The 26,626-nt window shown below is 60.5% G+C and carries 21 protein-coding genes; 11 read left to right on the top strand and 10 right to left on the bottom strand.

What is annotated here, in order from left to right; all coding sequences use genetic code 11:
* The first annotated feature begins 306 nt into the window (after window positions 1–306).
* Both DL237_RS01920 and xylB read left to right on the top strand, forming a co-directional pair.
* A complete protein-coding gene (locus tag DL237_RS01920) occupies window positions 307–3,297 on the top strand; it encodes a bifunctional diguanylate cyclase/phosphodiesterase (protein ID WP_158585575.1) in 2,991 nt (996 codons plus the stop codon).
* A gap of 416 nt (window positions 3,298–3,713) precedes the next feature.
* Window positions 3,714–5,171: a xylulokinase gene (gene xylB / locus DL237_RS01910; protein ID WP_119397307.1), complete on the top strand. Its 1,458-nt coding sequence runs from the start codon at window positions 3,714–3,716 to the stop codon at window positions 5,169–5,171.
* Between the two features lie 210 nt (window positions 5,172–5,381).
* On the opposite strand, the gene DL237_RS01905 is transcribed toward xylB, so the two are convergent.
* From DL237_RS01905 to DL237_RS01895, 3 genes are all read right to left on the bottom strand, one after another.
* Window positions 5,382–6,155 (bottom strand): ATP-binding cassette domain-containing protein, encoded by a 774-nt coding sequence (locus DL237_RS01905; RefSeq protein ID WP_199671916.1) that lies wholly within the window; start codon window positions 6,153–6,155, stop codon window positions 5,382–5,384.
* Window positions 6,152–7,216, bottom strand: a complete 1,065-nt coding sequence (locus DL237_RS01900) for an ABC transporter permease (RefSeq protein WP_119397305.1) — start codon at window positions 7,214–7,216, stop codon at window positions 6,152–6,154. The genes DL237_RS01905 and DL237_RS01900 overlap by 4 nt, the downstream gene beginning before the upstream one ends.
* Window positions 7,217–7,293: 77 nt before the next feature.
* Window positions 7,294–8,310 (bottom strand): sugar ABC transporter substrate-binding protein, encoded by a 1,017-nt coding sequence (locus DL237_RS01895; RefSeq protein WP_119397304.1) that lies wholly within the window; start codon window positions 8,308–8,310, stop codon window positions 7,294–7,296.
* Between the two features lie 171 nt (window positions 8,311–8,481).
* Here DL237_RS01895 and DL237_RS01890 point away from each other — a divergent pair, with 171 nt between their 5' ends.
* Window positions 8,482–9,663 carry an ROK family transcriptional regulator gene (locus tag DL237_RS01890; RefSeq protein WP_119397303.1) on the top strand — a complete coding sequence of 394 codons (1,182 nt, stop codon included), beginning with the start codon at window positions 8,482–8,484 and terminating at the stop codon, window positions 9,661–9,663.
* A gap of 968 nt (window positions 9,664–10,631) precedes the next feature.
* On the opposite strand, the gene DL237_RS01885 is transcribed toward DL237_RS01890, so the two are convergent.
* The 4 genes from DL237_RS01885 to DL237_RS01870 all read right to left on the bottom strand — a co-directional run bounded on the left by DL237_RS01885 (window position 10,632) and on the right by DL237_RS01870 (window position 14,348).
* Window positions 10,632–10,997 (bottom strand): hypothetical protein, encoded by a 366-nt coding sequence (locus tag DL237_RS01885; RefSeq protein WP_119397302.1) that lies wholly within the window; start codon window positions 10,995–10,997, stop codon window positions 10,632–10,634.
* The gene (locus DL237_RS01880; protein ID WP_119397301.1) at window positions 10,994–11,854 is read right to left on the bottom strand and encodes a DODA-type extradiol aromatic ring-opening family dioxygenase; all 861 of its coding nucleotides are present in this window, start codon (window positions 11,852–11,854) and stop codon (window positions 10,994–10,996) included. Before DL237_RS01880 ends, DL237_RS01885 begins: the two co-directional genes overlap by 4 nt.
* 88 nt (window positions 11,855–11,942) lie before the next feature.
* The gene (locus DL237_RS01875; RefSeq protein ID WP_119397300.1) at window positions 11,943–13,454 is read right to left on the bottom strand and encodes an amidohydrolase family protein; all 1,512 of its coding nucleotides are present in this window, start codon (window positions 13,452–13,454) and stop codon (window positions 11,943–11,945) included.
* 30 nt (window positions 13,455–13,484) lie between these two features.
* On the bottom strand, window positions 13,485–14,348 hold the full coding sequence (locus DL237_RS01870; protein WP_119397299.1) for an IclR family transcriptional regulator domain-containing protein: 864 nt from the start codon (window positions 14,346–14,348) through the stop codon (window positions 13,485–13,487).
* A 154-nt stretch (window positions 14,349–14,502) separates the two neighbouring features.
* Between DL237_RS01870 and DL237_RS01865 the strand changes: the two genes are divergently transcribed.
* The 6 genes from DL237_RS01865 (at window position 14,503) to DL237_RS01840 (ending at window position 19,913) form a co-directional block, all read left to right on the top strand.
* Window positions 14,503–15,315: a citryl-CoA lyase gene (locus tag DL237_RS01865; protein ID WP_119397298.1), complete on the top strand. Its 813-nt coding sequence runs from the start codon at window positions 14,503–14,505 to the stop codon at window positions 15,313–15,315.
* 15 nt (window positions 15,316–15,330) lie between these two features.
* Window positions 15,331–16,479 (top strand): CaiB/BaiF CoA transferase family protein, encoded by a 1,149-nt coding sequence (locus DL237_RS01860; protein WP_119397297.1) that lies wholly within the window; start codon window positions 15,331–15,333, stop codon window positions 16,477–16,479.
* A 28-nt stretch (window positions 16,480–16,507) separates the two neighbouring features.
* Complete coding sequence (locus tag DL237_RS01855; protein ID WP_119397296.1) at window positions 16,508–16,912, top strand: YciI family protein; 405 nt, start codon at window positions 16,508–16,510, stop codon at window positions 16,910–16,912.
* A gap of 19 nt (window positions 16,913–16,931) precedes the next feature.
* A complete protein-coding gene (locus DL237_RS01850) occupies window positions 16,932–18,020 on the top strand; it encodes a C4-dicarboxylate TRAP transporter substrate-binding protein (RefSeq protein WP_233544824.1) in 1,089 nt (362 codons plus the stop codon).
* Window positions 18,021–18,146: 126 nt separating this feature from the next.
* A complete protein-coding gene (locus tag DL237_RS01845) occupies window positions 18,147–18,593 on the top strand; it encodes a TRAP transporter small permease subunit (protein ID WP_119397349.1) in 447 nt (148 codons plus the stop codon).
* A 6-nt stretch (window positions 18,594–18,599) separates the two neighbouring features.
* Window positions 18,600–19,913 carry a TRAP transporter large permease gene (locus tag DL237_RS01840; RefSeq protein ID WP_119397295.1) on the top strand — a complete coding sequence of 438 codons (1,314 nt, stop codon included), beginning with the start codon at window positions 18,600–18,602 and terminating at the stop codon, window positions 19,911–19,913.
* A gap of 267 nt (window positions 19,914–20,180) precedes the next feature.
* Here the strand turns inward: DL237_RS01840 and DL237_RS01835 are convergent, their stop codons facing one another.
* The 3 genes from DL237_RS01835 to DL237_RS01825 form a co-directional block, all read right to left on the bottom strand.
* Complete coding sequence (locus tag DL237_RS01835; protein ID WP_119397294.1) at window positions 20,181–20,960, bottom strand: GntR family transcriptional regulator; 780 nt, start codon at window positions 20,958–20,960, stop codon at window positions 20,181–20,183.
* A 16-nt stretch (window positions 20,961–20,976) separates the two neighbouring features.
* Entirely contained in the window at window positions 20,977–22,347 is a 1,371-nt protein-coding gene (locus DL237_RS01830) for an aminomethyltransferase family protein (protein WP_199671909.1), read from the bottom strand.
* A gap of 572 nt (window positions 22,348–22,919) precedes the next feature.
* The gene (locus DL237_RS01825; RefSeq protein ID WP_119397293.1) at window positions 22,920–23,417 is read right to left on the bottom strand and encodes a hypothetical protein; all 498 of its coding nucleotides are present in this window, start codon (window positions 23,415–23,417) and stop codon (window positions 22,920–22,922) included.
* Between the two features lie 321 nt (window positions 23,418–23,738).
* Between DL237_RS01825 and DL237_RS01820 the strand changes: the two genes are divergently transcribed.
* Both DL237_RS01820 and DL237_RS01815 read left to right on the top strand, forming a co-directional pair.
* Window positions 23,739–24,284: a YaeQ family protein gene (locus tag DL237_RS01820; protein WP_119397347.1), complete on the top strand. Its 546-nt coding sequence runs from the start codon at window positions 23,739–23,741 to the stop codon at window positions 24,282–24,284.
* Between the two features lie 838 nt (window positions 24,285–25,122).
* Window positions 25,123–26,580: a Y-family DNA polymerase gene (locus tag DL237_RS01815; protein ID WP_119397292.1), complete on the top strand. Its 1,458-nt coding sequence runs from the start codon at window positions 25,123–25,125 to the stop codon at window positions 26,578–26,580.
* Window positions 26,581–26,626: the final 46 nt, after the last annotated feature.

The following is a 26,626-nucleotide window of genomic DNA, read 5'->3' as shown; positions in this document are numbered from 1 at the left end:
ACGCTCCGCGCCAGCCCCCGTTGCCCAACCCGCCCAAATCGGCAAAACTCAAACCCGGAGTCTCGCTCACGCTGGATAAAAGTTGGGGGCAACGTCAATCGCACAGTCTCAACTTGGTCTGTTGCATGTCAGTTTTAACGATATGTTTTGAGGTGGCAGGTCAGGTGCGCAGAACACGCTGCCTGCTTGGAAAATCGAGCTTGGACTAAAGTAAAAAGTTATTCTCTGAGGATTGCGCAGAAAGCGGCTGCAAGATGCCGAAACGGGCGCTATATTTGGGGAATGTCGGTGAACACGCGAGGATCTTTGGCACTGGAAATCGATGCTGAGCAGCTTGTCGCGAGTCTCGTCGTCGATGGTGCCGTTCTTGACGACAAAATGATCCTCCAACACGCGACCCCCGGATTTTCCCGCCGGTTTGGGACGTCGGGGCCGGCTGGCCATTCTCTTCTCGACCTCGTCAGCAGTGGTGATGAGCGCGCTCAGATTGCCAGATTGTCCGACGCGCTGAACGCACAGCACAAGGTGCCAACGGGCGACGAGGCTTTTTCAGCTGCAAAGCTGAAAGGTCAGGACCATATGGTATTGAGCGGGGGGACTTCCGCAAAACAAGAAGCCTTTCCCCCCGCTGACTATCTCGAAATTTCGCTGGTGCGGCCCGCCATGGATGTGCGTATCTCGCCGCTGACTGCGGCTGGCGGCGCGGTTTACGGGTACCTTGTGCAGGAAATCCCCGACATCGGCATCTCGAACATGCCCGAGCAGAATGCCCGGCGGGTCGCCCCGAAAGCGCGCGCGTCGGCACATCGAATCCTGTCGCAACTGGCGAATGCCTATTGGGAGAGCAACCCCGGGACGGGTGCGTTTACGGCGTCGGAATTCTGGTACAAGCTGCGCGGCAATCCGGTGGGCGACAAGGGCATTGAGGAGCACGAAGCCTGGAGCGTACGCGTGCACCCTGAGGACCGGCCAGCCCTATTTGATTACCAGCGCAAGCTCCAGGCGGGCAAGGCGGACTTTGTCCCGTTCATTTATCGCGAGAGGCATGCAAAAGGTCACTGGATGACAATCCTGTGCAAAGGCGCTGTCATTGAGCGCGATGCGGAGGGCGCTGTCGTCCGTGTCGCGGGCACAGATGCCGATATCACCGCATCGCATTCCGCCGAGGAGTACATTCGGGACATTGCACGCCTTGAACAACGTTGGCTGATCGCCGCGGAGTACGGTCAGTTGGGGCTGTGGGACAACGACGAAGCGGCCGGGACGCGCTATGTTTCAGAGACCTGGCGCTCGATGCGCGGCTATGGACCTGACGATGCTTTTGATGAAAGCCGCGAGGGTCTCGCCGCGCGGACCCACCCGGACGACCGTGCAGCGCTGGAGCGCCAGATCGAGGCCACGGTAAACGGCGACGCAGATATCGTTTTTCAGGAATACCGTGAGCGGCATCGGGACGGTCGGTGGATTTCGATCTTGTCGCGCGGCCGGGTCATTGCCCGGGACAGTCAGGGGCGGGCCTCCCGGATCATCGGGATCGACACCGATATCACCGAGATCAAAGCCGCAAGCGAGAAGATCTTTCGTATGTCGCGACGCCTGGAAATAGCCATTCAGGCAACCAGCGTTGGTATTTGGGACGCGGACCTGGCCAAGGGCGAAGTGGTCTGGGATGAACGCATGATGGAAATCTACGGTCTCGACCTGCCGCCTGGTCCGATACCTGAGGGCTACTGGGAGCAGGTGATCCATCCGGATGACCGGGACAGCGTGCTGTCGCAGTCGTCGGAGGTTGAGGCCGGCAAGATTGCGTTTGCCGATGACTATCGCGTGGTTCGCCCGGATGGAACAGTGCGGTATATCCGGTCGCGTTCCACGGAGCTTTTCAACGATGAGATCGGCCATGGCGTGATCGGCGTCGATTGGGACGTGACCTCGGATGTCGAGGCTGCCGAGGAATTGCGCAGGGCCCACGCATTGGCGCGCAACCGCAATGTTGAGCTGGAGCAGGCGCGCAATGAGATGGAAAAAAACGCCCTGCATGATGCACTCACCGAACTGCCGAACCGGCGATATCTTGATCAGCAGATGAAGGCGCTGTTTGGACAGGAACAGAAAGTTGCCATGATGCAGCTGGATCTCGACCGGTTCAAGCAAATCAACGATACGCTTGGCCACGCGACTGGCGATGTCGTGCTGCGGCGCGTTGCCAAGGTGATGACTGATCTGGTGCCAGAAACCGCGACCGTCGCGCGGGTCGGAGGAGACGAGTTTGTGGTCTTCTTTGAGGAGGCGCCGGATTCGAATTCTCTCGAGAAGATCGCCGGAATGATCGTCGATGAATTGCATCTCCCCTTTGAAGTAGAGGGAAAAATTTGCCGATTTGGCGTGTCGATAGGGATCGCGGTTGGTCAATTGCCGTCGCAGACACCGGATGAAGTTTTTGAAAATGCGGATATGGCGCTCTACGAAGCCAAGAACAGCGGACGCGGGCGCAGCGTCTTCTTCTCGGACCGCATGCGCATAGCGGTTGAGGAAAAACGGCTACTGGCTGACGCGTTTCTCGGAGGCCTCGAACGCGACGAGTTCTTTTGTGTTTATCAGCCGCAGTTCAAGGCCGGATCGTTGCAGATGAGCAGTGTCGAAGCACTTGTGCGCTGGCGCAGACCCGACGGAACTGTCGAGCTGCCTTATGTATTTCTTGCTCTCGCTGAAGAACTTGGTGTGGTCGACCGGGTGGATCAGCGTGTGCTGGATCAGGTCTTGTCTGATCAGGATCTCTGGTTTTCGCTTGGTCTTCCGGTTCCACGCGTCTCTGTCAACGTCTCGGCCCGCAGGCTTGCTGATCCACAGTTGCCGCTCCGTCTCGATAATCTGGATATCCAACCTGGACGGATCGCGTTCGAGCTGCTTGAAACCGTGTTTCTGGACACGCAGAACCCGGTCATCGCGGCCAATATCGCGGCAATTCGTGCTATGGGGATTGAACTCGAGATCGACGATTTCGGTACGGGGCACGCGTCAATCGTCGGTATGCTGCAGCTGCAACCGGATCGCCTCAAGATCGATCAGCAAATCGTCAGACCTCTGACGCTGAGCAAGAAACAGGAAACCCTTGTCCGCTCGATCATCGAAATCGGGCGCATGCACGACATCGATGTCATCGCCGAAGGTGTCGAAACGGGCGATCACGTCCGGCTGCTGACGGAAATGGGCTGCAATTATCTGCAGGGCTATGGTCTGGGTCTGCCGATGTCCGAAGTCGACTTGCGTGAAGGTCTGCGAACAGGACGCTGGTAGCGGCGTTTTCCTTTAGGCGTTCAAGTCTCTTCACGGCGAAGTCTGCATTGTTTGCAGAGTGTGTCGCAGGCTTGAAGAGGCCAATTGCGAGAGTGCTGCGCGAGTTTCTGTTAGCCCTATTTACCCCTGTTCTTTTTGATGAGGTTTACGGCGGCGCTGAGCCTTTTTCGAGGGCGCATTTTAGCCATGGCGTACTGTCACTCTCCGTCTGTGTCCCGTCGGCGGTCGTCGATGATGTAGCGCGGCGGAAGGCTTTCGGCCTTGAACATCTATTGCCGGGTGTCATGCGCAGGCAGATATCGGTGATGACATCGTTGGCGCCGCTGCCCCTCCAGCGGGACGAGATTGCTGCTCGCTAATTGCGCCTGCTTGTGTGGCGGCTAGAGTATCGTCCGAGCGAGCGGGAGGGCGCAGGCATGTTCATGGGGATCGACCTCGGTACTTCAGGGGTAAAGGTCTGTCTGGTGGGGGAGGACCTGATGCCCGTGGTCTCTGCAACGGTCGCGTTGAAGATCTCGCATCCTCGCAGCGGCTATAGCGAACAGAACCCGCAGGATTGGTGGCTGGCGGTGCAAGAGGCCGTCGCCAAAGTGCTCGACCTTGAGCCGCGGGGGACGTCGTCGCTGCGTGGGATCGGACTGTCGGGGCAAATGCATGGTGCCGTGCTGTTGGACCGCCAGAAACAGGTGATCCGCCCCGCCATCTTGTGGAACGACGGGCGCAGTGATGCGGAATGTGCGGCGCTTGTCGCGGATCGGCCCGAGCTGTCGGCGCTGGCCGGAGTGACACTTATGGCCGGTTTCACGGCGCCCAAGATCCTCTGGCTGAAGGCGCATGAACCCGAGAGCTATGCACGCATCCGCCATGTGCTCTTGCCCAAAGATTATCTCGGATTGCAGATGCATGGTCAGATGATGACGGACCCCTGCGATGCCGCGGGGACGTGGTGGTTCGATGAAGCGGCGCGCCGTTGGTCGCCAGAGCTCTGCGCGGCGACGGCCACCAACCCTGACTGGCTGCCGCAGGTGCGCGACGGCCCTGAAATCGCAGGGTATCTACGGTCGGACGTGGCGGCGCTTTTGGGCCTGCCGGCGGGTATTCCGATCGCGACGGGCGGGGGGGATGCCGCAGCGGGTGCAATTGCCGTAGGCGCTGTAAAGGATGGCGCGGGCTTTATTTCGCTCGGTACCTCGGGGCAGCTTTTTGTCACCACCGACACATTCCGCGCGGCGCCGGACGAGGGCATCCATTCCTATGCCCATTGTGTGCCGAAGCTGTGGTTCCAGATGGCGGCGATGCTGAACGGCGCCCGCCCGATGAGCTGGTTTTCCGAGATGACGGATATGCCGGTCGGGGACCTCCTGACAGAAGCCGAAGGGGCGCGCCTCGACCGGGTGCCACTGTTCCTGCCGTACCTCACGGGAGAGCGCACGCCCCACGGCGATGCGCGGATCCGGGGTGCGTTCTATGGCTTGGATAACGACACCGGACGTCCAGAGATGATGCGCGCCATTGTGGATGCGATCGCCTACAGCTTTGCTGATGCGCGTGACGCAATTGCGTCCGTCACGCCGGTGCCGCGGCCGTTGCTTGCCATCGGCGGCGGCAGCAAGAGCAATTTGTTGCTGCAAACCATCGCGGATGTCATGGGGAGCACCCTGCATCAGGGCGAGGATTCCGACGTGGGCCCGGCATTGGGCGCGGCGCGGCTGGGCGCCGTGGCGGCGGGTGTGGTGACAGTCGGCGATCTCGGCTGGACACCCCAGATCAATGCCGTTTTTGAACCGCTGCCGACGGGCAGGCATGAGGGGCGGCTGACCACCTACCACGCTCTTTACGCAGCGCTTAAAGGTGTGCGGGACCTGCCGCGGTGAACTGCGTCGGCTCGGTTTGGGGAAGGTTGTGCCGCAGTCCGGGCCGAATGGGGTCGCAAATCTAATGCGTCCCACCCAGCCTAGCTATTTGGGTACCGTGCTGCGGAGCGTTGGGGCGAGGAGGCAAAAAATCCGCCAAGCAGCCCGGAAAGAGTTTGCGTCGCGCGCAGGTTCGCCCGCTCATGGGGCGAACCTGACAATCGCCTGTAACTAGGCGTCCTGCTGTTCCGGTTCTTTGGCGCCGGTCATGAACGCCACGGCGTCGGACATGGAATAGTCCTGCGGTTTGATCACGCAGAGGCGGCGACCAAGGCGATGAATATGGACCCGGTCGGCCAGCTCGAACACATGCGGCATATTGTGGCTGATCAGGATGATCGGGATGCCGCGGTCGCGGACGTCCTGTATCAGCTCCAACACCCGGCGGCTTTCCTTGACACCGAGCGCGGCCGTCGGCTCGTCCAGGATGATGACCTTGGAACCGAATGCAGCCGCTCTCGCCACGGCGACGCCCTGACGCTGCCCACCCGACAGGGTTTCGACAGCCTGATTGATATTCTGGATCGTCATAAGGCCGAGGTCCGACAGCTTCTGGCGGGCGAAATCCTCCATCGCCTTGCGATCAAGCTGGCGGAAGACCTTGCCCATCAGCCCAGGTTTGCGGATCTCGCGGCCCATGAACATGTTGTCGGCGATCGACAGGGCAGGGGACATCGCCAGCGTCTGATAGACCGTCTCGATCCCCGCATCCCTGGCGTCGGTGGGGGCGGTAAAGTTGACGCGCTTGCCGTCTAGGTAGACCTCGCCCTCCTCTGGAACAACGGCCCCCGAGAGCGCCTTGATCAGGGTGGACTTGCCGGCGCCGTTGTCGCCGATGACGGCCATGATTTCTCCCGGCATCAGCTCGAAATCGCAGTGATCGAGGGCTGTGACACGGCCGTAGCGTTTGACCAGGTTCTTGGCGGAGAGGATGGGCGTGGTCATGCGGAGACCTTTCTGATCCATTGGTCGACGGCGACGGCGGCGATGATCAGCACACCGATGAAGAAGTAGGTCCACTGGGCGTCGGCCCCGAGAAGGCGCAGGCCGAGGGTGAAGACACCGACAATCAGCGCACCGAACAGCGCCCCAAGGATCGAGCCACGTCCACCGAAGAGCGAGATCCCACCGATCACCACGGCTGTGATGGATTCGATGTTCGCCTCATAAGCGGATGTGGGAGAGACCGATCCGAGCCGTCCGATCAGCGCCCAGCCTGCGAAGGCGCAGATCAGACCGGCAATCATGTAGACCGACATTATGGTCGCCTTGACATTGACGCCCGAGAGCTGCGCCGCCTCAGGGTCGTCGCCGACGGCATAGACGTGGCGGCCCCACGCGGTGTGGCGCAGCACCCATGCCATCAGCAGCATCAGCACGATCATGAAGACCACGCCGAAGGTGAAGACCGCGCCGCCAAGCTGAAATTTCGTGCCCATGAATTGCAGCAGCGGGGCGTTGGCTTCGATATCCTGGGCGCGGATCGTCTCGTTGCGGGAATAGAGATAGTTGGTAGCCAGGATGATCTGCCAGGTGCCAAGTGTGACGATGAAAGGCGGCAGTTTCATGCGACTGATCAGCAATCCGTTCAGCGCACCGCAGAGCGTACCGAATGCGAGGCCGATGACGACCGAGATCGCCGGGGGAATGCCGTAACGAAAGGTCATCTGGCCCATGATGACCGAGGAGATGACGGTGATCGCGCCCACCGACAGGTCGATGCCAGCGGTCAGGATGATCAGCGATTGTGCCGCCGCCACGATACCGACGATCTGCACCTGTTGCAGGATCAGCGTCAGTGCGAAGGGCGAGAAGAATCGCGAGCCGAGCAGCGCGCCAAAAATGACAATGGACAACACCAGCACGATCAGCGGCACAAGCGCCGGGGTGACGTGCAGGGTGTGTTGGAAACGGTGCATGATACCGTGGTGTTCGTCCTGGAACTCGGCGAAGTTCTCTTCGCGGCGTGTCTTGACGATGTCTTCGTAGGAATCGCTTTTGCTCATCGCTCCGTCCCCTTCTGGCTGGCGGGAGGTGTGAGGCGGCGCTGCCGCCTCACGGCTTGGTCAGGGTGACGCGCGGGTTAGCCCCAGCAGATATCGAGGCCCTTGGCGGCGTCGATGGACTCGACACCCTCAACCGGCTGGTCGGTCACGAGAGTGACGCCGGTATCGAAGAAGTCTTTTCCTTCGGTGGGTTGCGGCAGCGTGCCGTCCTTGGCATACTGGGCAATTGCCTCAATCCCCTTGGAGGCCATCTCCAGCGGATACTGCTGCGAGGTGGCACCGATCACGCCGTCTGCGATGTTCTGAACGCCGGGACATCCACCATCGACCGACACGATCAGCACATCTTTTTCACGACCCAGCGATTTCAGCGCTTCATAGGCACCGGCCGCGGCGGGTTCGTTGATCGTGTAGACGACATTGATCATGGGATCCTGCGCGAGGAGGTTCTCCATCGCCTTGCGGCCGCCCTCTTCGTTGCCTTGGGTCACATCATGCCCGACGATGCGGGGGTCATCCTCGTCGCCGTAGCGGGCAGGGTCCTTGATGTCGATACCGAAGCCCTGCATGAAGCCCTGATCGCGCAGCACGCCGACGGTCGGCTGGCTGACGTTGAGGTCGAGGAAGGCAATCTTGGCGTCCGCTGCGGCGTCGCCCAGCTTGGCCTTGGCCCATTGGCCGATCAGTTCGCCCGCCTTGAAGTTGTCGGTGGCGAAGGTGGCATTGGCGGCGCTCGCAGGATCAAGAGGGGTATCCAGGGCGATGACGATGGCGCCTGCGTCCTGCGCCTGCTTGACCGAGGAGACGATGGACGATGTATCGGATGCGGTCAGCAGAATGCCCTTTGCACCGCTGGCGATGCAGGTCTCGATGGCCTGTGCCTGACTTTCGTGGTCGCCATCGTATTTACCAGCGAAAGTCATCAGATTGATCCCCAGCTCTTCTGCCTTGGATGCAGCGCCTTCGCGCATCTTGACGAAGAACGGGTTCGTGTCGGTCTTGGTGACGATGCAGGCGGTGACGTCATCTTGCGCGAAGGCCGCCCCGGCAGTTGCACTGAGGGCGAGCGCCGAAACGGCGAGAAATTTCTTCATGAGGTGTCCTCCCAGACATTACGCAGGACCCGGACTCCTCTCCGGACCTCGTGCAGCCCGCCAACACGGCGAACACGACATGTGTAGAAGTGATTCCGCTGACGCGTCAATAAATAAATCACGTTGACTTATTAATGCGGGGTGGAGAAAGTCAGGCGGAAGGAGCTCCATATGCCCACCACCCTCGCGCCTCTATCGGAGGTGTCCACGCGCAACTACAGCGCCAATGAGCGTGCCATCCTCAACCTGTTAAGGTTAGGGGGGCCGACGCCCTCTGCCGAACTGGCGCGCCTGACGGGGCTATCTGCGCAGTCTGCCTCGGTGATTACCCGTGGGCTTGAGGCCGAAGGGCTGGTGCGCAGGGGCGATCCGGTAAAGGGGCGGGTGGGCAAGCCCTCCACGCCGATAGGACTGGACCCGAGCGGAGCTTTCTCAGTGGGCCTGCGGTTGGGGCGGCGGCAATCGGACCTTGTGCTGATGGATTTCGTCGGGCAGGTGCGCAGCCAGATCACGACACGGCACGCCTATCCAACTCCAGAGCGTACCCTTGCCTTCGTCAGCGACGGTATCGCGCAATTCGCGGCACGTCTGACGCCGGATCAGCAAAAGCGCATCGTCGGTCTGGGTGTTGGGATGCCATTCGACCTGTGGAGCTGGCTGGACCGTGTCGGCGGACAGGAGCACGAAATGCTGGCCTGGAAAGAATTTGATGCCGAGGCAGCCCTGTCTGAACGCACTGGTTTGCCGGTTTATGTTGGCAACGACAGCTCGCTTGCCTGCTATGGAGAGCATCTTTTCGGGGCCGCTACAGGTACCCCGGATTTCGGATATATTTACCTGGGCGCCTTTGTCGGCGGTGGCGTGATGCTGGACAGCCGCCTCTATTCGGGTCCGGGCGGAAACGCCGGCGCCATCGCGTCGATCCCCGTTCCACGCCAGGATGGCAAGGTTGTGCAACTGCTTGAGGTCGCGTCGGGATATGAGCTGGAGCGCAGGATTGATCAGCGCAGCAAGGGGGCCTCAAAGCGCATTCTTGATGCCGCGCTGCATCGCGATAGATCGTGGCAAGAGTTCGAGGATATCTGCGATCAATGGCTGGAGGAGGTGGCGGGCTATCTTGCGTACGGAGCGATTGCGCTGGTCGCGATATTGGATGTTCCGGCGATAATCATCGATGGTAGCCTGCCCGCTGCGTTGCGCGACAGGATGGTCGCCGCCGTCGCGGAGCGTATCGGTGGGTTGGATACGCGCGGTATTTCCCCGCCGCAGGTCATGGCCGGTCGGCTTGGCACGACGGCCTGTGCCCTTGGGGCAGCTTATCAACCCATTGTGGCGCGCTATCTGATTGAATGATCCAGGCAGAGAACGTGCTCCACGCGAAGGGAAAATGGCGGGTAGTCGATTGCTTATCCGATCTGTTAGCCTTGATCGTTACGGCGAGGGCGTTCAGGGCAGAGTGATTGTGCAGGGCGGCATATTGATCAGCAGGCCGTCTTAATTCGATGCGGATTCTGATAGCAGAGCCTTGCAGACGTGAGAATACCGGCTTTTGGCGATGCAGGCGGGTATGTATTTGCCATGCTCCAAACGCTGGGGCTCCAGTCAGGCCTTAGAATGCCGCCGCTCACGCGTGAAGACGATCACGCATAGCATGGGGTCCATGACCGGTGTCAGCACCGTGGCTAAGACCACCCGCCCACGATTTTCACCGCTATCAAGATGAAGAAGACGTCGATCGGTAGCGGCGCCACCCAAAGATGGCCGTCGCCGCTGCATGGAGCACTGGTATCATCCTTGATCGGCGTCTGGGCGAAGGACCATCAGCAGGGCTGGAAGGGTAGGGTGCATTCGCTAGGACGTGTTCAGGTGTCTCGATTCTGGCCAAAGGAATGGCCAGCTCCGCCGGTAGTGATCAATTGTGCTGTGAGGGCCGCGAACACGGCAGCCGAGGCAGCGGACATCGCCTGCGGATCGCTTGTCCGCAACTACATCGGCGAGAGGAGGTCGGCGGCATAGAAGCGGATCGCGGATTTTCGCCCGCTTTCAGTGCTGGTCGGGATCCGCGACCCGACGGCGATAACGGATCTGATACAGGATCACTGGGCAGGATTTTTCGATGCGCGCGGTCTGCTCCTCTGTCGGGAGGTGGCGCATCCGTGGAGCTTCGGCACCCACGCTCTTTAAATACCGTTCATCGCCCGTAGCCTGCGCAGATACATTTCATTCTCGGGAGCTATGGATTTAATAGAACGGCCGGAACGCCGCTCTGCCCGGCTAGTGTGGGTACCCAGTGGTCTTGCGCCCGCGCACTCAGCAGCCAGTCAGGTGGCGACAGAGGGATAGTCTTTCCCCTTCCAACTCTGAAGCTTGAGGGCGAATTCTTTCTGAAAGGCGAGAGGCCCGGATTTTGTCATGAAAATCTCGTCGTAGATGCCAATAAAGATCGTCAGGTTCAGAAAGAAATGCGCGCCCATTTCAAAAAGGGCGACATAGTCGTGGTTGATCAGCGCCTCGCGCTCGGCCTCGGTAAAGCTGTGAACGGTCGACATCTCGGCGTCGTTCAGGCGCGGGCCAATGGATTGCTCCCAGGTGGCGACAAAGTTGCGGGGATCTTCGGTGTAACGCCGCAGATAGTCTGGATCTCGGTCAACGGTGAAGAGGAACTTGTTGACGTAATACTTGCTCATGCCGCGCTCTCCTTCGGATACCAGGTGAAATAGGCTTCCATCGTGTGGAACAGGTCGAGATTGTCGACGTAATCTGCGCCCTCGGGCCCTGCCACACCGAGCATCAGGATAAAGTTCAGAAATCCATGCGTGGCATTGCCGCTTTTCGCCATAGAGGCATGGTCGACATTGTCGAGAATGGCGTCGATGTCACCGTTGCGTAGCCATTCGATTGCGCGGTGGTCGAACTCGGGGTCCGGGCCTGTCTCCATGAACTGACGGGGCCCGCCAAGTTCCAGCGACAGATGGCCGGTCCCGATGGCCGCAACGCGCTTTTCAGACGGATAGGCGTCGATGGCTTTGCGGATGGCGCGGCCCAGATTGTAGAAACGGCGCGGCGAAGCCAGCGGCGGGGCAAAGATATTGGTATAGATCGGCACCACTGGCAGATCGTTTTGCGGACGCACCGTGATGATCGGGCAGATGATCGAATGGTCGATCTTCAACTCGTTCGAGAATGCAAAATCAAAATTCTGATCCATCAGGTGCTGGTGCATGAAGCCCGACATCGCCTCATCCCCCTCCAGCACATATTTCGGAATGCCGAACTCGCGCTCCTCGTTATAGAAGATCGCATCATAGCGCGGCGCCTTGCCGATCAGGAACTGCGGGCAATTGTCCAGGAAAATCTGGTGGAAATGGTCCGATCCGATCATCACCAGAACGTCGGGCTTCGTACGGGCCAGTGTTTCGCGGTAGGCCTCGACCTTGCGCTTCCACTCGGCGGCCTGCGGCATCTGCTGCTCGGGCGGAAGGGTCGTTGCTTTCAGGTAGAATGGGTGGTGCGTGGATGCCAGGGTGGCAACTAGCTGAGCCATGGTTTCGCTCCTTCATCTCTCAGCGACCCATAAAAGGGCGGGCTTGCGTCTTGCCCCGCAGATAGGATCTGCAGGGCCGTAAAGGCGATTACGCGAACAGATCGCGCTCGATACCTGCGGCATCGAAGAGATAGTCGCGGCTTGTTTCCAGCTCGCTGCGCAGGCGGGCGATATCAAAGCCCATCAGTTGGCCGTTCCACTTTTTCACCGAGCCCGCGACAAAAACGGTGTCGACGTTGCTACGCTCCATCAGGGTTACCACTGCACCGGGGACGTTGTTCAGAGGGGCGACGTTGATAGCCTCGGCGTCCAGCAAGATGATGTCGGCCTCTTTTCCCGGCGTCAGGGAGCCGACCTTGCGGTCCAGTTTCAGCCCTTCGGCACCGCCCATCGTGGCATGGCGGATTGCATCTATGCAGGGCATCAGCCGGGGGTATTCCTGCCCAGCCAGCGCCTTTTCGTTGGCGAACATGCGTTGCAAGGTCATCATGCTACGCATCTGGGTAAAGAAATCGGCCGTCATCGTGCATTCCACATCGGTCGACAACGAGGTCGAGAAGCCCATGTCGATGGCGCGCTGGATCGGCGGCGTGCCGTGGCGCATCTGCATTTCGATCGGCACCGAAAGCGACAGATGGGCACCCGCATCCTGAGCATATTTCCAGCCATCGTCGGACATGCCGGTCATATGGATGAAGATGTTGTCCTCGCCGAACATGCCCGCTGCGCCCAGTTCGTCGAACGTCGGCTGCATCCCGAAGGTACCGACAACATGAAGGGCAATCGGCAGATCCAGCTCGCGCCCGACCTTCCAGGCGGCTTCGTAACCCGGCACATATATCTCGCCACCCATGACCATGGTTGTCAGCTGGTCATCGGAGGTAAAGTACTCCTTCTTGATGCGTGCAGCGTCGGTGGGATATTTCGAGCGTTCGCCCCAACCCTCGAAATAGCCGAAGACACCGCGCCGCCCTGCATCGCGCAGGCCTTCGATCGCGGCGTCCGAGTGTTCAGGCGAGTGGTGAATCTGGCTGACGTCCATCACCGTGGTAACGCCCGCATCCAGCTGGGCAATGCCGCCGAACAATTCGTTGATATAGACGTCTTCGGGACGATAAACTTGCGAAAACCCTTGCAAGATCGTCTCGTAGTAATTGGAGGCATTTTCGGGCAGTCCGTCATTGATCAGGATGCCGTTGGCCAGCTGGCTGCGCAGTGCGGTTTCGAACTGGTGGTGGTGGGTGTCGACAAAGCCGGGCATGACGATCTTGCCCGCAGCCTCGATCACCACGGCATCGCCCGCCTCGATATTGGCACCGACCTCGACGATCTTCTTTCCGTCAATCAGCACGTCGCCGACAGCAAAATTGCCGACGGCGTCATCCATGGACAACACGGCGCCGCCCTTGATCAATACGCGTCGCCCCGGCGTGCCAAGTCCCTCAGGCAGGGTTGAGGCCGCGACTTCCTGTGCGCGCAACGAACCAGCGCCAGCCAGTCCGGTTGTCGCGGCTGCGCCGCTGACCATCGCTGTCTTCAGGAAATTGCGCCGGGTCGGGCAGGGCGCCTCTGGGGTCAGGGGGCTGCAAAGTCTGCACATGTGGGTTTTTCCTCCTCCAAGGGTATTGCGTCATGATCCTATGATGCCTTCCAGCACCGGATACTTTGCCAGCGACTGCGCGATGCTGGATGCCATGATCCGCAGGTCAGGCAGTCGGTGTTCGATCAGTGCGGCCGGATCCACCATGCCGGTGTAGCCAGACGTGTTCAGCGCAGCGATCGTGCGCCCGTCGAGCGATCTGACAGGCACCGCCAGCGCGGTGATACCGTAGTCGAGCTGGTCGACTGTCGTTGAATAGCCGTCCTGTCGAATAAGCTCGATTTCCGCCCGTAGGGCCTCGGGATCCGTGATGGTTTTCGAGGTCAGCGGTTCTATGACCAACCCGTCGAAATAACGATCCAGCGCTGTGTCGCTTTGCCCCGCCAAAAGGACGCGCCCGAGCGAAGTGGCATAAGCCGGATAGCGCGCGCCGACGGTCGCGGCGGCACGACGGGCACGCTGCACGGAATTGTGGGCGATGTAGATCACATCGCGCTGCTCCAGCGTCGCCACAGACGACGCATCGCCGAACTTGGTCACCAGATCGCGCAGGAAGGGCTGCAAAACTTCGTCAATGCGGGCCGAGAAATAGAAGGCTGAGCCCAGGGTCATGATCTTCGGACGCAGGTGGAACTTCTTGTTCCGCTGCCCGACATAGCCGAGCGCGCTGAGCGTGATCAGGCTGCGTCGTGCCGCGGCGGGCGACGATCCGATGCGGCGGGCAATCTCGCTCAGCGACATCTCGGGGTGTCCGGAATCAAACGCCTCGAGAACGGCAAGGCCCTTGGCCAAGGCTTCGACGAATTCGGCAGGCTTCCTGTCGTCGTGCGCGTCACGTGCGCCTTTATGGGGCTGTGGGTCAGGGGTGCTCTGTGTTGTGCGGTCCAGTGTCATGCAACCGGGGCTCCTTGGGTTTGTCATCGATGGTCGTCTATCGCATCGATCGACCGCCACCAGAACACACGAACCAATGGCCTTGACCAAACGATAATTCGCTGCCATCTTTTCGGCAAGAGAAATTTATTTCGATATGCGAAAAGGTGGTGGAATGAGAATTGGCAAGCAGGACCAGGCTTACACAGCGATTGCAACGTCGGACGCAGACACCATCACGGTGCGGGGCCATGACCTGTGCGATGATCTGATCGGGCAAATCGACTTCAGCGATTACTTCTGGCTGCTGGTGGTGGGAACCCGCCCCACAGCCGAACAGCGCAAAATGCTGGATGCCTGCCTTGTCGCGATTGCTGAGCACGGGCTGGTTCCCAGTGTGCAGGCCGCGCGCATGACCTTGACCGCCGGACCCGAGGCCTGGCAGGGCGCGATGGCGGCAGGTCTTCTTGGCATGGGGTCGGTCGTCGCTGGCAGTTCAGAGGTTTCGGGCCGATTCCTGCATGACATTATCGCGGCTTCGGAAACCGAGGGCACCGATCTGGAAACCGCTGTCATCGCCAGTTTGCAGAAGCTCAAGCAAGCCCGTCAGAAGGTTCCGGGCCTCGGCCATCCACAACACAGCAGCGGCGATCCGCGCGCCAACAAGCTGCTTGAGATCGCCGACGAGCTTGGAATTTCCGGTAAATATATCGAAACGCTGCGCTATCTTGCGCAACATGCGCCGGGCATCATCGAGCGGCCCCTGCCGATCAATGTCTCCGGTGCGATTCCTGCTACCTGTCTGGATGCTGGATGGCCCGTCGATGCCCTGAAGGCCGTGCCCTTGCTGGCGCGTACTGCCGGGCTGGCCGCGCATCTTCTGGAAGAGGCGCTGCGCCCTATCGGCTTCATCATGTCCCATCAGGCAGATCTTGCGATTTCGTACGATGGAACAAAGCCGGGCACGGCGACCTCTGAAACAGCGTAGTCGGGGCGAGGCAACATGGTTAAAATACTCAAGAATATCCGCGTCATCGAGTTGGGAACATACATCACGGGGCCAGCCGCGGGTATGCATCTGGCCGATCTCGGCGCTGATGTGATCAAGGTTGAACGCCCCGGCACCGGCGATCCGTTCCGTGCCTTCAAGGGCGGGCTCTACTCGCCGCATTACCAAACCTACAATCGCAACAAACGCTCCATCGCGCTGGATACAAAAAAGCCCGAGGACCTGGCTGTTCTGCACGATCTCGTTGCGACGGCGGATGTGTTCATCCAGAACTTCCGCCCCGGTGTCGCTGAAAAACTTGGAGCGGGTGAAGATGCCCTGCGCCAGATCAATCCCCGCTTGATCTACTGTGCTATTTCCGGGTTCGGCAAATCGGGCCCTTACAAGGACCGGCCCGCCTACGATACCGTGGCCCAGGCCGCCAGCGGCTATCTGCGGCTACTGACGCCCCCCCAGAACCCACGTGTCATTGGCCCCGCCATCGCGGATTCGGTGACCGGCCAATACGCCGCAATGGGCATCCTTGCCGCCCTTCTGGAGCGCGCCGGCACGGGGCAGGGGCGTCGTCTGGATATCTCGATGCTTGAGGCGATGGCGCATTTCAACCTCGACAGTTTCACCCACTACTATTCGGAAGGCGAGATCATGGGGCCGCTGTCCCGTCCCGTTGTCTCGCAAAGCTATACGTTTGAATGCAGCGATGCCAAATGGGTCGCGATCCACATGTCGTCACCCACCAAATTCTGGGAGGGACTGCTGGACGCGACAGGGCAGGAAGAGCTGAAGCAGGATCCACGCTTTGCCGAGCGGCTTGAGCGTATCCGCCATCAGGATGACCTGATCGATATCTTCACGCCGATCTTTCTGTCCGATACCCGCGATGCCTGGTGTGCCAGGCTTGAACAGGCCGAGGTCCCGCATTCGCCCGCCTATGACGCTGATGAGGCGCTGGAAGACCCGCAGGCACAGCATCTGCGCATAAAGGTTACGTCTGACCATCCCGAAATGGGCCCGTTCACGACCGTGCGTCCGCCCTACAGCTTTGACGATCAGTCGGAATTCGACGTCAAGCCACCTCCGACACTGGATGAACATGGCGCCGAAATTCGTGCGGAACTGGACGCGAAGCGAAAGGTCAGCTGACACCGGATACTTGAGGGAGGAGACCTTGATGACCGACCATGACAACCCGAAAGCCGTGCCCGTCGCGGCGGTGCTGGAGGCCAGTGGCGCGATGCTGCAAAAGCAGCTCTACGCCATTTTCACCACGCCAACCGACGGGCTGGGGGCGGTTTTCGCCAATATGGAGCCGCACCTGGCGTTTCAGGTGCAGCTTGAAAACGACGGAATCCTGTTTGCGGCAGGGCCGTTGTGGAGCGGCGATGGCCAGCACTGGGAGGGGGAGGGCATGGTCATCGTGCGCGCCGCCTCACCTGAGGCCGCTGCGGAGATCGCAGCACGTGATCCGATGCACCAGAGTGGCGCGCGCAGTTTTGTCGTGCGGCCCTGGCTGATCAACGAAGGGTCGGTGACCCTGCGACTGAACTACGCGACGCAGACTTTTGCACTTTCATGATCATCGAGGGAGGAAAACGATGAAGACGTTTATGGGGACTTTGACTCGCATAGGGGCTGTGACGGGCGCGTTGCTGATGCCCGCCGCTCTGTTTGCGCAGGAAACGATCGATCTGACGGTGGCATCGAGCCATCCGACAGTGGTGCCATGGGTTGGCATGATCCAGACGCATTTCATGGCCCGCACAGACGAGATTCTGGCGCAAGACGGCACCTACAAAATCAATTGGAACGAGGCGTTTGGAGGGACGCTCTACAAGGCGAATGCAACGCTGAGTTCGGTTGAACAGGGCATCACCGATGTTGGCTGGGTGTTTTCGTTTCTCGAACCTGCACAGTTGCCGCTGAGCCAGGTGTCCACCAACACGCCCTTTGCGACCGCCAATCCTCCTGTGCTTCTGGCCGTGATGGAGGAACTTCTGGAAACGAACGAAGCGTTTCGAAATGAATGGGAAGACCATAACGTCAAAGTTCTGGGCCTGACGGCGACGGATCTTTACGACATCTACACCAAGGAGCCTCTGACCGGAATCGATGACATCGATGGCATGAAGCTGTCGGCGCCCGGGGTGCTGGGCAACTGGTTGCGGGGCACCGGGGCCAATGCGGTCGATGGTGCGCTGACAACTTTCTATACCGACGTGCAGACTGGCGTATCTGACGGTGCGCTGACGCTCGCACTCGGCGCGATGCCGATCAAACTTTATGAAGTTGCGCCCTATATCAACCGCTTCGACGCGGGGGCGGCATTCTCGGGGGCGATCGCGATCAACAAGGACGTCTGGGATACCCTGCCCGAAGAGGTGCAGTCCGCTATGATCGAGGCGGGCAAATATTACACCAAGTCCCACGGACAGGACATGGTGGACCGACACGAGATGATGCTCGACCTGATGGTGAAGAACGGAGCCGATCAGACACCGCCGGTGACCATCGTGCAGATGCCGGATGGTGAACGTCAGGCCTGGGTCGACAAACTGCCCGACCTTGCAGGAGAATGGGCGGCCAGCGTCGATGCACAGGGCGTGCCAGCAACCGAGTTTCTGGGACTCTACATGGAAGCTCTGCGTGCCGCAGGTGAAGAACCTGCACGCGATTGGGACAAGTAAGGGTCCAGTCCATTGTACTCCGAAAACACTCCGAAAGGTGCCCGCGTTCCAAGCGGGCACCCCGCCCCCCTGTGGGCGAGAGGCTGGGCCCGCATCGTCGATGGGCTGGCCGCCACTGGCACCGTGATGATCGGCTTGCTGATGCTGATCATTTGCAGTGACATCGTGTTCCGCAACGTGCTGGGGTCGTCGTTGCCGATGGTTTCCGAACTGGGCGCACTTGTACTGGTGATGATCGTTTATCTGCAGCTCGCAGCCACGATCCGCGCCAATCGCTTGGCGCGGACAGAAATCTTCCTGCCGCCGCTCACCCGTCGGTTCCCGCGCATCGGAGGCATGGTGTCCGCGGTCTTCGACCTCGCGGGCGCTGCGATGCTCGGGCTGATCGCCTGGTCCACAGTGAGCATCTTCGAAAAGGACCTGGGGTCTGGAGAGTATATCGGCGTGACCGGCATCGCAACGCTGCCAACCTGGCCCTTTCGGGCGATGATCTTGCTTGGCGTCACCGTCGCTACAATCGAGTGTGTTGTGCGTGCCTATGGCAGCCTGCGCGCGAACGGTCAGAAAAGTTGAGGGCGGATGAGCACTTTTGAAATTGGAACCTACGCAATCGCCGCGATGGTTGTCCTGATCTACCTCGGTCTGCCAATCGCAATCGGCATGCTGCTGGTGTCTTTTTGCGGTGTCGCCCTGATCCGGAACGAGGCGATCGCCATGCGCATGATTGGCGCTGTCGCCAACGACTCCCTGCGCGAGTATTTGTTCGCGGTCGTTCCACTGTTCGTCCTGATGGGGCTGCTCGTAACAGTCTCAGGGGTCGGAAAGGACACCTTCGACGTGTTTGAGAAGCTGCTCAAGCGTGTCACGGCGGGCCTGGGGGTTGCCACTGTGTTCGCCAATGCCGTCTTCGCCTCGATTACCGGCATCTCTGTGGCCTCTGCCACCGTCTTCAGCCGTGTGGCTGTGCCGGAAATGACGCGCCATGGCTATCAGAAAAAATTCGCAACCGGGGTCGTTGCGGGCTCCTCGGTGCTGGGGATGATGATCCCTCCCTCGCTCTTGATGATCGTCTATGCGGTGCTGGCCGAGGAATCCGTCGGGCGCATGTTTCTGGCCGGAATCGGACCGGGAATTCTGCTGTCAGTCCTGTTCTCAGCCACGATCCTCCTGCTGGCCAAGACCCGCAAGGACTTCGTCTTTACGCAAGAGGCTGTCTCGGTCCACCAGGAAGACCTCAGCCCTGCTTCCGTCGCCCGAAAATCTGTGCCGATCCTGTCATTGATGTTGCTGGTGCTTGGCGGCCTGTACGGTGGGTTCTTCAATCCGACAGAGGCTGGCGCGGCGGGGGCTTTTGGCGCTTTGGTGATTGCCTTGGTTCGCCGATCCCTCGGACGCAGCACCCTATGGACATTGCTTGTCGAGACCGGTCAGATCACCGTTTCCGTTCTTCTTTTGATCATGGCTGCGACCTTTTTCAGTCGAATGCTCGCCTTGTCTGGCGTACCGCGGGAACTGGCTGACTTTTTTCTCTCCGGACCGGTGGGGCCCTATGGCTTTCTGCTGTGCTATCTTCTTCTGATTGTTGCACTTGGCTGCCTGATCGACTCCATTTCGATCATGCTGATCATGCTTCCGATCGCCTTGCCCGTCGCCGAGGCTGCGGGCTTCGACCTGGTCTGGTTTGGCGTCCTGACGGTCGTTTCGGTTGAAGTCGGCCTTTTGACGCCGCCGTTTGGGCTGTCCGTTTACACCATCAAATCGGCAATGAACGATCCGGACTTGCAGGTTGGAGATATCTTTCGCGGTGCATTTCCTTTCGTCATCGCGATGATTGTCGCTGTGCTGCTGATCATCGTGTTTCCGCCTGTTGCAACGTGGCTCGCGTACCTCTGATCCGCGCGCTGGCGCATGCAGCGGGGCGTAGGGGGTGGCATTCCGCGCAAAGCTTTCGGATTGGGCTGTCTGGGAAAGGGGGGCGATATCGCCCCCCTTTCAACGGTTTCTCATCGGTGGGTGTCGCAAAGCTGAAGCCCAGTGGCTGGCACGTGGAACGCGCGCGAGCAATCTGAGTTGACGGCCTTCCCCAAGGCCTTGCCGCCCGCAGCAACCGATATCCATTTCCGTTCGTTCAGTTAGCAACCTAGCGATAGGTAACAGGCGCTACTCCGATGGTCGGACACCAGGGCTGATGGGCAAGCCGCTACCGGCAGTGCGCTGCCATGGGCCTCGGGTCAGGCCCAGGCTGACCTTGATCATTTCACCGTGCTCGCGAAAAAGCGCCTCGGCGCGGGCAGCGTCGCGCGCGCGAATTGCGGCAACGATGTAGTGGTGCTGAAGGTGCGCGTGCTGCAGGTGCAGCCGGCGTTCCACAGGATCCATGCGATGAAACCGGATGGCGGAGGGAGCGCCGAAAGGCACGCGGTCCAGCACGGCGCGGACTTCGCCGAAAAGTGTGCCCCCGGCCGCAACGGCGATGGCTTCGTGGAAGGCCTCGTTCATTCTCGAATAGCGGGCCTCGTCGACAGGCCCACTTTCGCCAGGACGGAACATTGCGTCGCCCTCTGCCAGGCAAGCGTCAAGCGTGGCGGCAACATCCTGCGACAATCCCTGCTGGGACACCTTGCGGGCAGCAAGGCCCTCGACTGCCGAACGAATTTCCAGCGCCACGGCCACGTCGTTCGCATCGTACTGACGTACCACATAGCCGCGCCCGCCAGCCCGACGCATGACGCCTTCCTCCACCAGCACCGCAAGAGCATGTCGGACCGGCGTGCGGGACACTCCGAGGCGCTCGGCGAGGGCCGCCTCGGAGTGTTTGCGATCAGGGTCGAGCTGACCGGTGACGATCAGATCCCGCAAGGTATCGGCGACCTGCTGTTGGCGGGTGCCTGCGGCGGACTCGATATCCTCGGGTCCGGTGGTCACGGTCGGCTGTTCCATGCAGTAAAGGCGCTCCTCAGACTTGCTGGCGGTAGTGGGACCGCGAAGCTTCGTGGATCGGCCAGTCGTGGATTGTCGCACGAACTTTCACCTGGCGGTGCGGCTCAACGTTGGGTTTGTCGTTGCCACCGTTCGGTTCGCCCCAGACGACCGTTACCTCGGCCCCGGCCTGGGCGACGTCAGGATCCAAGATCGCCAGAGATATCCAAGCCCGTTCGTTCGACGAGAATACGGGGCTGATCGAGACACCCACGTCCCGATCATCGGACAGCACGCGATCATAGGGATGGGTCGCATAATGTGCGGCGGGCATCTCCATGTACTTCGCGGGCAGCTCGCCGTCGTCCATCATGCCTCCGAATGCCCCCAATATGTCCTCTCGGTTCCAGATCAGTGTCACCTTGCGGCGGTGGGGGCCGTCCTTCATCCGTTCGAGGGCCTCGCGACCGAGAAACGCGTGGTCGAACTTGATCACACGTCCGTAGTCCAGATCCCAAGGGGTGAGATAATAATCGCTCACCTCATCGGTGTCGAGGCTGCCGCCGATCGTGCTGACGCCCTCAAAGCTCTCTTCATCCAACCATTCACGATAGGGGCGCATCGCAGCGCCGTCGTAGATCGCGGGAAGCGGCGAGGGGACCCAACCAGATTCCGCTGCCGCAGATGAATAGGCCCGCGCACCTACCTGGCGCAGACCGTATGCTTCGCCAGCTTTCAACAGCGCGGCCTTGACGCGTGACCCATCCTCGAACGGTCCAAAAATCTCCAGCCCTTCGGCGCCGCCCATGCCGTGGCTCAGGGTGCGTGCGGTGCAACCGGCGATGGTGATCTCTCCCATGTTGAAGAACCTGGTGGTTAGCGGCCCTCCTTCGTTTACGGAATTCAGGATGGCGAGGGCTTGCGGGCCCTGCACCTCAAAGCGGTAGGTCATGCGTGGCTTGTCAGGGTTGTCGAGGGACCGCTGATCGCGTTCGATGGTTACGTCGTAGTCCCCCGTCTCGGCGTGGTACTGGATCCAGTTGGGCAGGACCGGGCGCCCTACGACGTTGACCTCATCCTCTTCCAGGCCAAAGCATATTGCATCGCCGATAACATACCCGTTCTCGTTCACGCAGACGATCTGCTTGGCCTTGTTCTTGCCGAACTTGGCAAAGCTGTTGACCGCCAGGTCGGACAAGAGGCGGATCGTGTCGGGTCCGCGCACGTAGAGGTCCGTCATATGGAAAGACTGATCCATCAGGGCGGCGCTGTTGCGCCAGGCCTGCTGTTCTTCAATCCAGTTGGTGAATTGCGGCGCAATCGGGAACTCGTACCGCCCGGTTTGCAGATTGCGCATCATCTGCGCCGGGTTGGGATATCGTCTGATTTTCTCCTCGAGTGATGCCATTGTCTTTCCTCCTCCTATGGTGTTCGCCGTCCTGCTTGAAGTCCATTTTAGGACTCCAATGGAGCGTATTATCGGATCTATAGGTGATTCAAGTTAAATTTGGGATCCTAAGATAACAAAGCGTCCTGAGGCGCCCGGATTGGGCGGCACGTCAAAACCTGTTAGGAAGTAAACTTGAGACATTTTAGGCTTGGGGCACCAACGTCGTGACCATGACCACATCCTGGCGGCGGAGAAAACTCAGTCACAGACCCTCGGGTCGCCGCTGCTTATGGTGGCAAGGTGGATAATCGAACCACTTCGAAGATCGCGCCTGACCCCGAGGGCCGGGACTGTCCGGGGGACTACCTGGCATCCCGTTCATTCGCGCAGTTTCGCTGCTGCTTACGGGCGGGCGATATCGTCTGGGGGCTGAGCGCCCGTCGCAGGGCGCAATTGCGCCTCGATCGGAAAATGCCCGCAGACACCGCTTGGAGCTGACCTTTGAGGAGGTGCGGCAAAGGCTTTGTCTCAGGCGATAGCGCGCGTGGCTTTCAAGTTGCTTGCTTGCGGCCCGGTAAGGCCCTGATGGATCAGAGCCTGCTAATTCCATGAAAGAATATGTCGATCTCCAATGCCAAACCAACTTCAAATTCATCGAGTTCGGGAACGCTCCAGCGGTGCTGTTCGAGGTGGTTGAGGAAGTCGCGGCGCATTCGGTCGTCGTGCTCAGTCAGTTGCAGGGTCTCGGCCGCCCGCAGCAAGTCGATCCGCTTGTGGACTTCGCGCATCGCCGAAAAGGCTTCCATCATCAGTGGTGTCAGCCGTGGTTCGGTTCGCCATGTTTGCCCGGGAAAGACCTCCTCGATGACACGATTGCCAGCGCCGAGGCAGTCGTAGGCGACGCAGCCGGAAAACCCCTCCTGGTTCAGCTTGTGGTGAATCGCGCAACTGTGCCCCGAAAGGTTTGGGCAAGGTTCGCATGGGTTTTTATCAAATGCGAAATCCTCTCCTTTGTCGAAGGCCAGCATGACACAGCAAAGGGCCGCGCATTTCGAACAGTCGGTTTGAAGGCGGTCGGCTTGGGACATGGTCACTCTCGATCGTCGGGGGCCCTTTGTCGGGGCGGATATCGGGCGCCGTATCCCGCAAAACGCCTCTGGATTGCAAGGCTTGGGGCGCTGGTCGTGATCTCATGCCGGGTCTTGAAACACGCATTCGAGCATCTGGTCCGACATTTCGGAAAAGCAAATTCGTGTCGCCAGTCTACCCTGTCGCCACCTTGGCCGGAATCCCACTTTTGCCGTTCTCCCCATTCGGGTGTCGGTAATTGGCCGTCTGGGGGACTGTATCTGCTTTTAAAAGGACACCCATCGCGGTAGGCAGCCCGATCCTTGGGAGTTTGGAAAACCATGGCACAAAATGCCACTATTTATAAAGTCGAGCTGTCGGTTTCCGACATGGACCGCCACTACTACGAGACCCATAAACTCACGGTTGCGAAGCATCCTTCGGAGACCGATGAGCGGCTGATGCTCCGGATCCTCGCCTTTGCTCTGAATGCCCATGAACATCTGGAATTGACCAAAGGGCTGTCTACCGACGAAGAGCCTGACATCTGGCAAAAGACACTGGGGGGCGAGATCGCGTTGTGGGTGGCACTTGGGCTTCCGAGCGAGAAGATCATGCGGCAGTCATGCAGCAAAGCGGCGAAGGTCATCGTATACCCTTATGGCGGCAGGACCGCTGAGGTGTGGTGGGACAAGGTCAGGAACGCCACGACCCGTTTTGAAAATCTGCGGGTGATCAGTTTCTCGGAGGCCGATACCACCGGGATGGCAAAGCTGGCCAGCCGAGCCATGAAGCTCCAGATCAATATCCAGGACGGGGAGGTGATGATCAGCGCGGATGAGGGCATCGTCTACGTCACACCCGTGACATGGAAAGGCACAGTCTAGTCTGGCGCCGAACGTGCTCCGAAAGCTCCTCTGGGGACCCTGCTGAAACGCCGTGGGAGGACGCGTTCGGGGCGGCAGGGGTAGTCGCTGAATTCATAATAAGATTTTGAAAAATATATGAAATTTCGATGAGCATAGGCATCGTCTGAAACCCGTCCGGTCTGGATGATTGGGAAGAGGCCGTCGTCGTACCTGTGATTGATCAAGCTTGGCGCGTCGTGGCGAAGCAGTGGAGGCGTTCCTTCCAAGTCCCTCTCTGCCGACTTCGTTTCTGTCCACCGAAGAGGTGCGCTACCGGTTGGCGTTGGGCGAGCCGAGGGGCCGCTGGCGGGGTGCGATCGGCCCCGAGACGAGATCTTGTTCCAGTCCCCCAGGCACGTTGGACACGGCAAAAAGGGGTGCTGTATCCTGTCGGTATCACGTCGGTATTTGAACGGTTATTGCCGCTGAAGGTTCGGATCTTGCATGAGGTCGACGGCCTTGCCGTGATGGAGGAGACTCTGAAGAGGCCCTGAACGCTGCCTTGCGTGGTGATCAAGATCACCCGACCATCGGATCTGCGCGAGGGGCGGCGGCTGCAACTGGCGGCCAGGGCAGCGGCATGAGGGGGCTGTGCCTGGTCCCTGAAGGCTGTCATCGCAAAAGACGCTGATCCCAGAAGATGTGAGATCGAACGCGGTCGAGATATGCGGGCGAGATATTTGGCCGGGATGCGCGGTCGAGATACGCGGTCGAGATATTTGGCCGGGATGCGCCGAGGTCGATATTGGGAGGGAAGACTCGACTCTGATGCGCTAAGAAATTACAAAGAACAAATCAGGAACTCTTGGTGTCTGGAATGTTCGACGGTCTCAGAAAGCGCGTCGTGTGCATGTGGTTTCCCCGCCTGGCGTCGGACCGGGCCCTGAAGACGCGCCCGGTTGAGGCGCCTTTCGCCTTGACCCAGACCGAGAAGAACGCCGAGCGGATCTATTGCCTGAACGCCAGGGCCGAAGCGCTGGGCCTGCACCGGGGCATGAGTTTTGCCGATGCCCGCGCCTTTTGTCCCAATCTGCTGAGCCAGCCGGCGCGCCCCGAGCTGGATGTGCGGTTTCTGGCGGTGCTGCGCCGGTGGGCGACACGCTATTGCCCTTGGGTGGGGTACGAGGGAGAGGACGGCCTGGTGCTGGATGTCACCGGATCGACCCATCTTTGGGGCGGCGAGGCGGCGATGCTGGAGGACATGCGCGCGCGGGCCGAACGGGCGGGCCTGACGCTGCGGCTGGGGGTGGGCGACACGCGTGGGGCGGCCTGGGCGCTGGCGCATCATGGTCAGACGACGGGGGCGCTTGATCCGCTGCCGGTTGCGGCGCTGCGTCTTGAGGCGGAGGTGGTGAGGGGGCTGCAACGGCTGGGCCTGCGCAGCATCGGTGACCTGAAGGCGACGGCCCGCGCCCCGCTGGCGCGCCGCTTCGGCCCCCACGTGCTGCTGCGGCTGGATCAGGCCACGGGGGATGTACCCGAGGCGATCAGCCCCGGCGCGGAGCCGCCGCATTACGGCGTGCGGCTGAGCTTTCCCGACCCGATCGGCCTGCTGCCCGATGTCATGTCCGCGACGGCGCGCCTGCTGGCGTCGCTGTGTGACAAGCTGAAGGCGCAGGGGGCGGGGGCGCGGACGCTGGTGCTGACCCTGCGCCGGGTGGATCAGGGCAGTCAGCAGGTGGAGCTGCGGCTGGCCAGTGCGATGCGGGATGCCGGGCGCATCCTGCCGCTGTTCGAGCGTGGGCTGGGCACCGTCGATGCGGGGTTCGGCATCGACGTCATGCGGTTGGAGGCGACGGTGGTCGAACCCCTGCCGGTGCAGCAGGTCGGCCTGTCGGCGCAGGTGCAGCCCGACCAGCTGAACGACCTGATCACGCGGATCGGTACGCGGATCGGGCTGGAGAACGTCCAGCGCTTTCTGCCCGCCGACAGCCATATCCCCGAGCGCAGCTTTATCGTTGCGCCCGCCGCCTACAGCCAGCCGGAAAACGGCTGGCGCTGCCATCGTCCGCGCCCCCTGCGCCTGTTCCCGCCCGAGCCGATCCGGGCCAAAGGCGCGCGCCCGCCCGAGCGGTTTCGCTGGCGGGGCCTGTCCTTGACGACGGGGCGTGCCACGGGGCCGGAACGGATCGCGCCGGAGTGGTGGCTGGAGGAGGAGAGCTGGCGGTCTGGCTTGCGGGATTACTGGAAGGTCGACACGCTGGAGGGTCTGCGGCTGTGGCTGTTCTACACGCCGCAGACCCCCGGCTGGTGGGTGCAGGGAGAATTCCTATGAACTATGCCGGGCTGTGCGTGACCTTGAACTTTACCTTCCTGACCGG

The sequence above is a fragment of the Pseudooceanicola sediminis genome (assembly GCF_003575965.1).
GTDB lineage: Bacteria > Pseudomonadota > Alphaproteobacteria > Rhodobacterales > Rhodobacteraceae > Pseudooceanicola > Pseudooceanicola sediminis.
The sequence above is the reverse complement of the archived record's forward strand: the minus strand, read 5'-3'. Positions and strand labels throughout refer to the sequence as shown.

Coding starts and splice junctions, on each gene's coding strand:
- DL237_RS01830 (WP_199671909.1), bottom strand. CDS start 22,347: ATGGCATCACTCGAGGAGAAAATCAGACGATATCCCAACCCGGCGCAG.
- DL237_RS01860 (WP_119397297.1), top strand. CDS start 15,331: ATGGTTAAAATACTCAAGAATATCCGCGTCATCGAGTTGGGAACATAC.
- DL237_RS01835 (WP_119397294.1), bottom strand. CDS start 20,960: ATGGAACAGCCGACCGTGACCACCGGACCCGAGGATATCGAGTCCGCC.
- DL237_RS01850 (WP_233544824.1), top strand. CDS start 16,932: ATGAAGACGTTTATGGGGACTTTGACTCGCATAGGGGCTGTGACGGGC.
- DL237_RS01885 (WP_119397302.1), bottom strand. CDS start 10,997: ATGAGCAAGTATTACGTCAACAAGTTCCTCTTCACCGTTGACCGAGAT.
- DL237_RS01900 (WP_119397305.1), bottom strand. CDS start 7,216: ATGAGCAAAAGCGATTCCTACGAAGACATCGTCAAGACACGCCGCGAA.
- DL237_RS01845 (WP_119397349.1), top strand. CDS start 18,147: ATGATCGGCTTGCTGATGCTGATCATTTGCAGTGACATCGTGTTCCGC.
- DL237_RS01875 (WP_119397300.1), bottom strand. CDS start 13,454: ATGTGCAGACTTTGCAGCCCCCTGACCCCAGAGGCGCCCTGCCCGACC.
- DL237_RS01815 (WP_119397292.1), top strand. CDS start 25,123: ATGTTCGACGGTCTCAGAAAGCGCGTCGTGTGCATGTGGTTTCCCCGC.
- DL237_RS01890 (WP_119397303.1), top strand. CDS start 8,482: ATGCCCACCACCCTCGCGCCTCTATCGGAGGTGTCCACGCGCAACTAC.
- DL237_RS01840 (WP_119397295.1), top strand. CDS start 18,600: ATGAGCACTTTTGAAATTGGAACCTACGCAATCGCCGCGATGGTTGTC.
- DL237_RS01855 (WP_119397296.1), top strand. CDS start 16,508: ATGACCGACCATGACAACCCGAAAGCCGTGCCCGTCGCGGCGGTGCTG.
- DL237_RS01895 (WP_119397304.1), bottom strand. CDS start 8,310: ATGAAGAAATTTCTCGCCGTTTCGGCGCTCGCCCTCAGTGCAACTGCC.
- xylB (WP_119397307.1), top strand. CDS start 3,714: ATGTTCATGGGGATCGACCTCGGTACTTCAGGGGTAAAGGTCTGTCTG.
- DL237_RS01905 (WP_199671916.1), bottom strand. CDS start 6,155: ATGACCACGCCCATCCTCTCCGCCAAGAACCTGGTCAAACGCTACGGC.
- DL237_RS01865 (WP_119397298.1), top strand. CDS start 14,503: ATGAGAATTGGCAAGCAGGACCAGGCTTACACAGCGATTGCAACGTCG.
- DL237_RS01820 (WP_119397347.1), top strand. CDS start 23,739: ATGGCACAAAATGCCACTATTTATAAAGTCGAGCTGTCGGTTTCCGAC.
- DL237_RS01825 (WP_119397293.1), bottom strand. CDS start 23,417: ATGTCCCAAGCCGACCGCCTTCAAACCGACTGTTCGAAATGCGCGGCC.
- DL237_RS01870 (WP_119397299.1), bottom strand. CDS start 14,348: ATGACACTGGACCGCACAACACAGAGCACCCCTGACCCACAGCCCCAT.
- DL237_RS01880 (WP_119397301.1), bottom strand. CDS start 11,854: ATGGCTCAGCTAGTTGCCACCCTGGCATCCACGCACCACCCATTCTAC.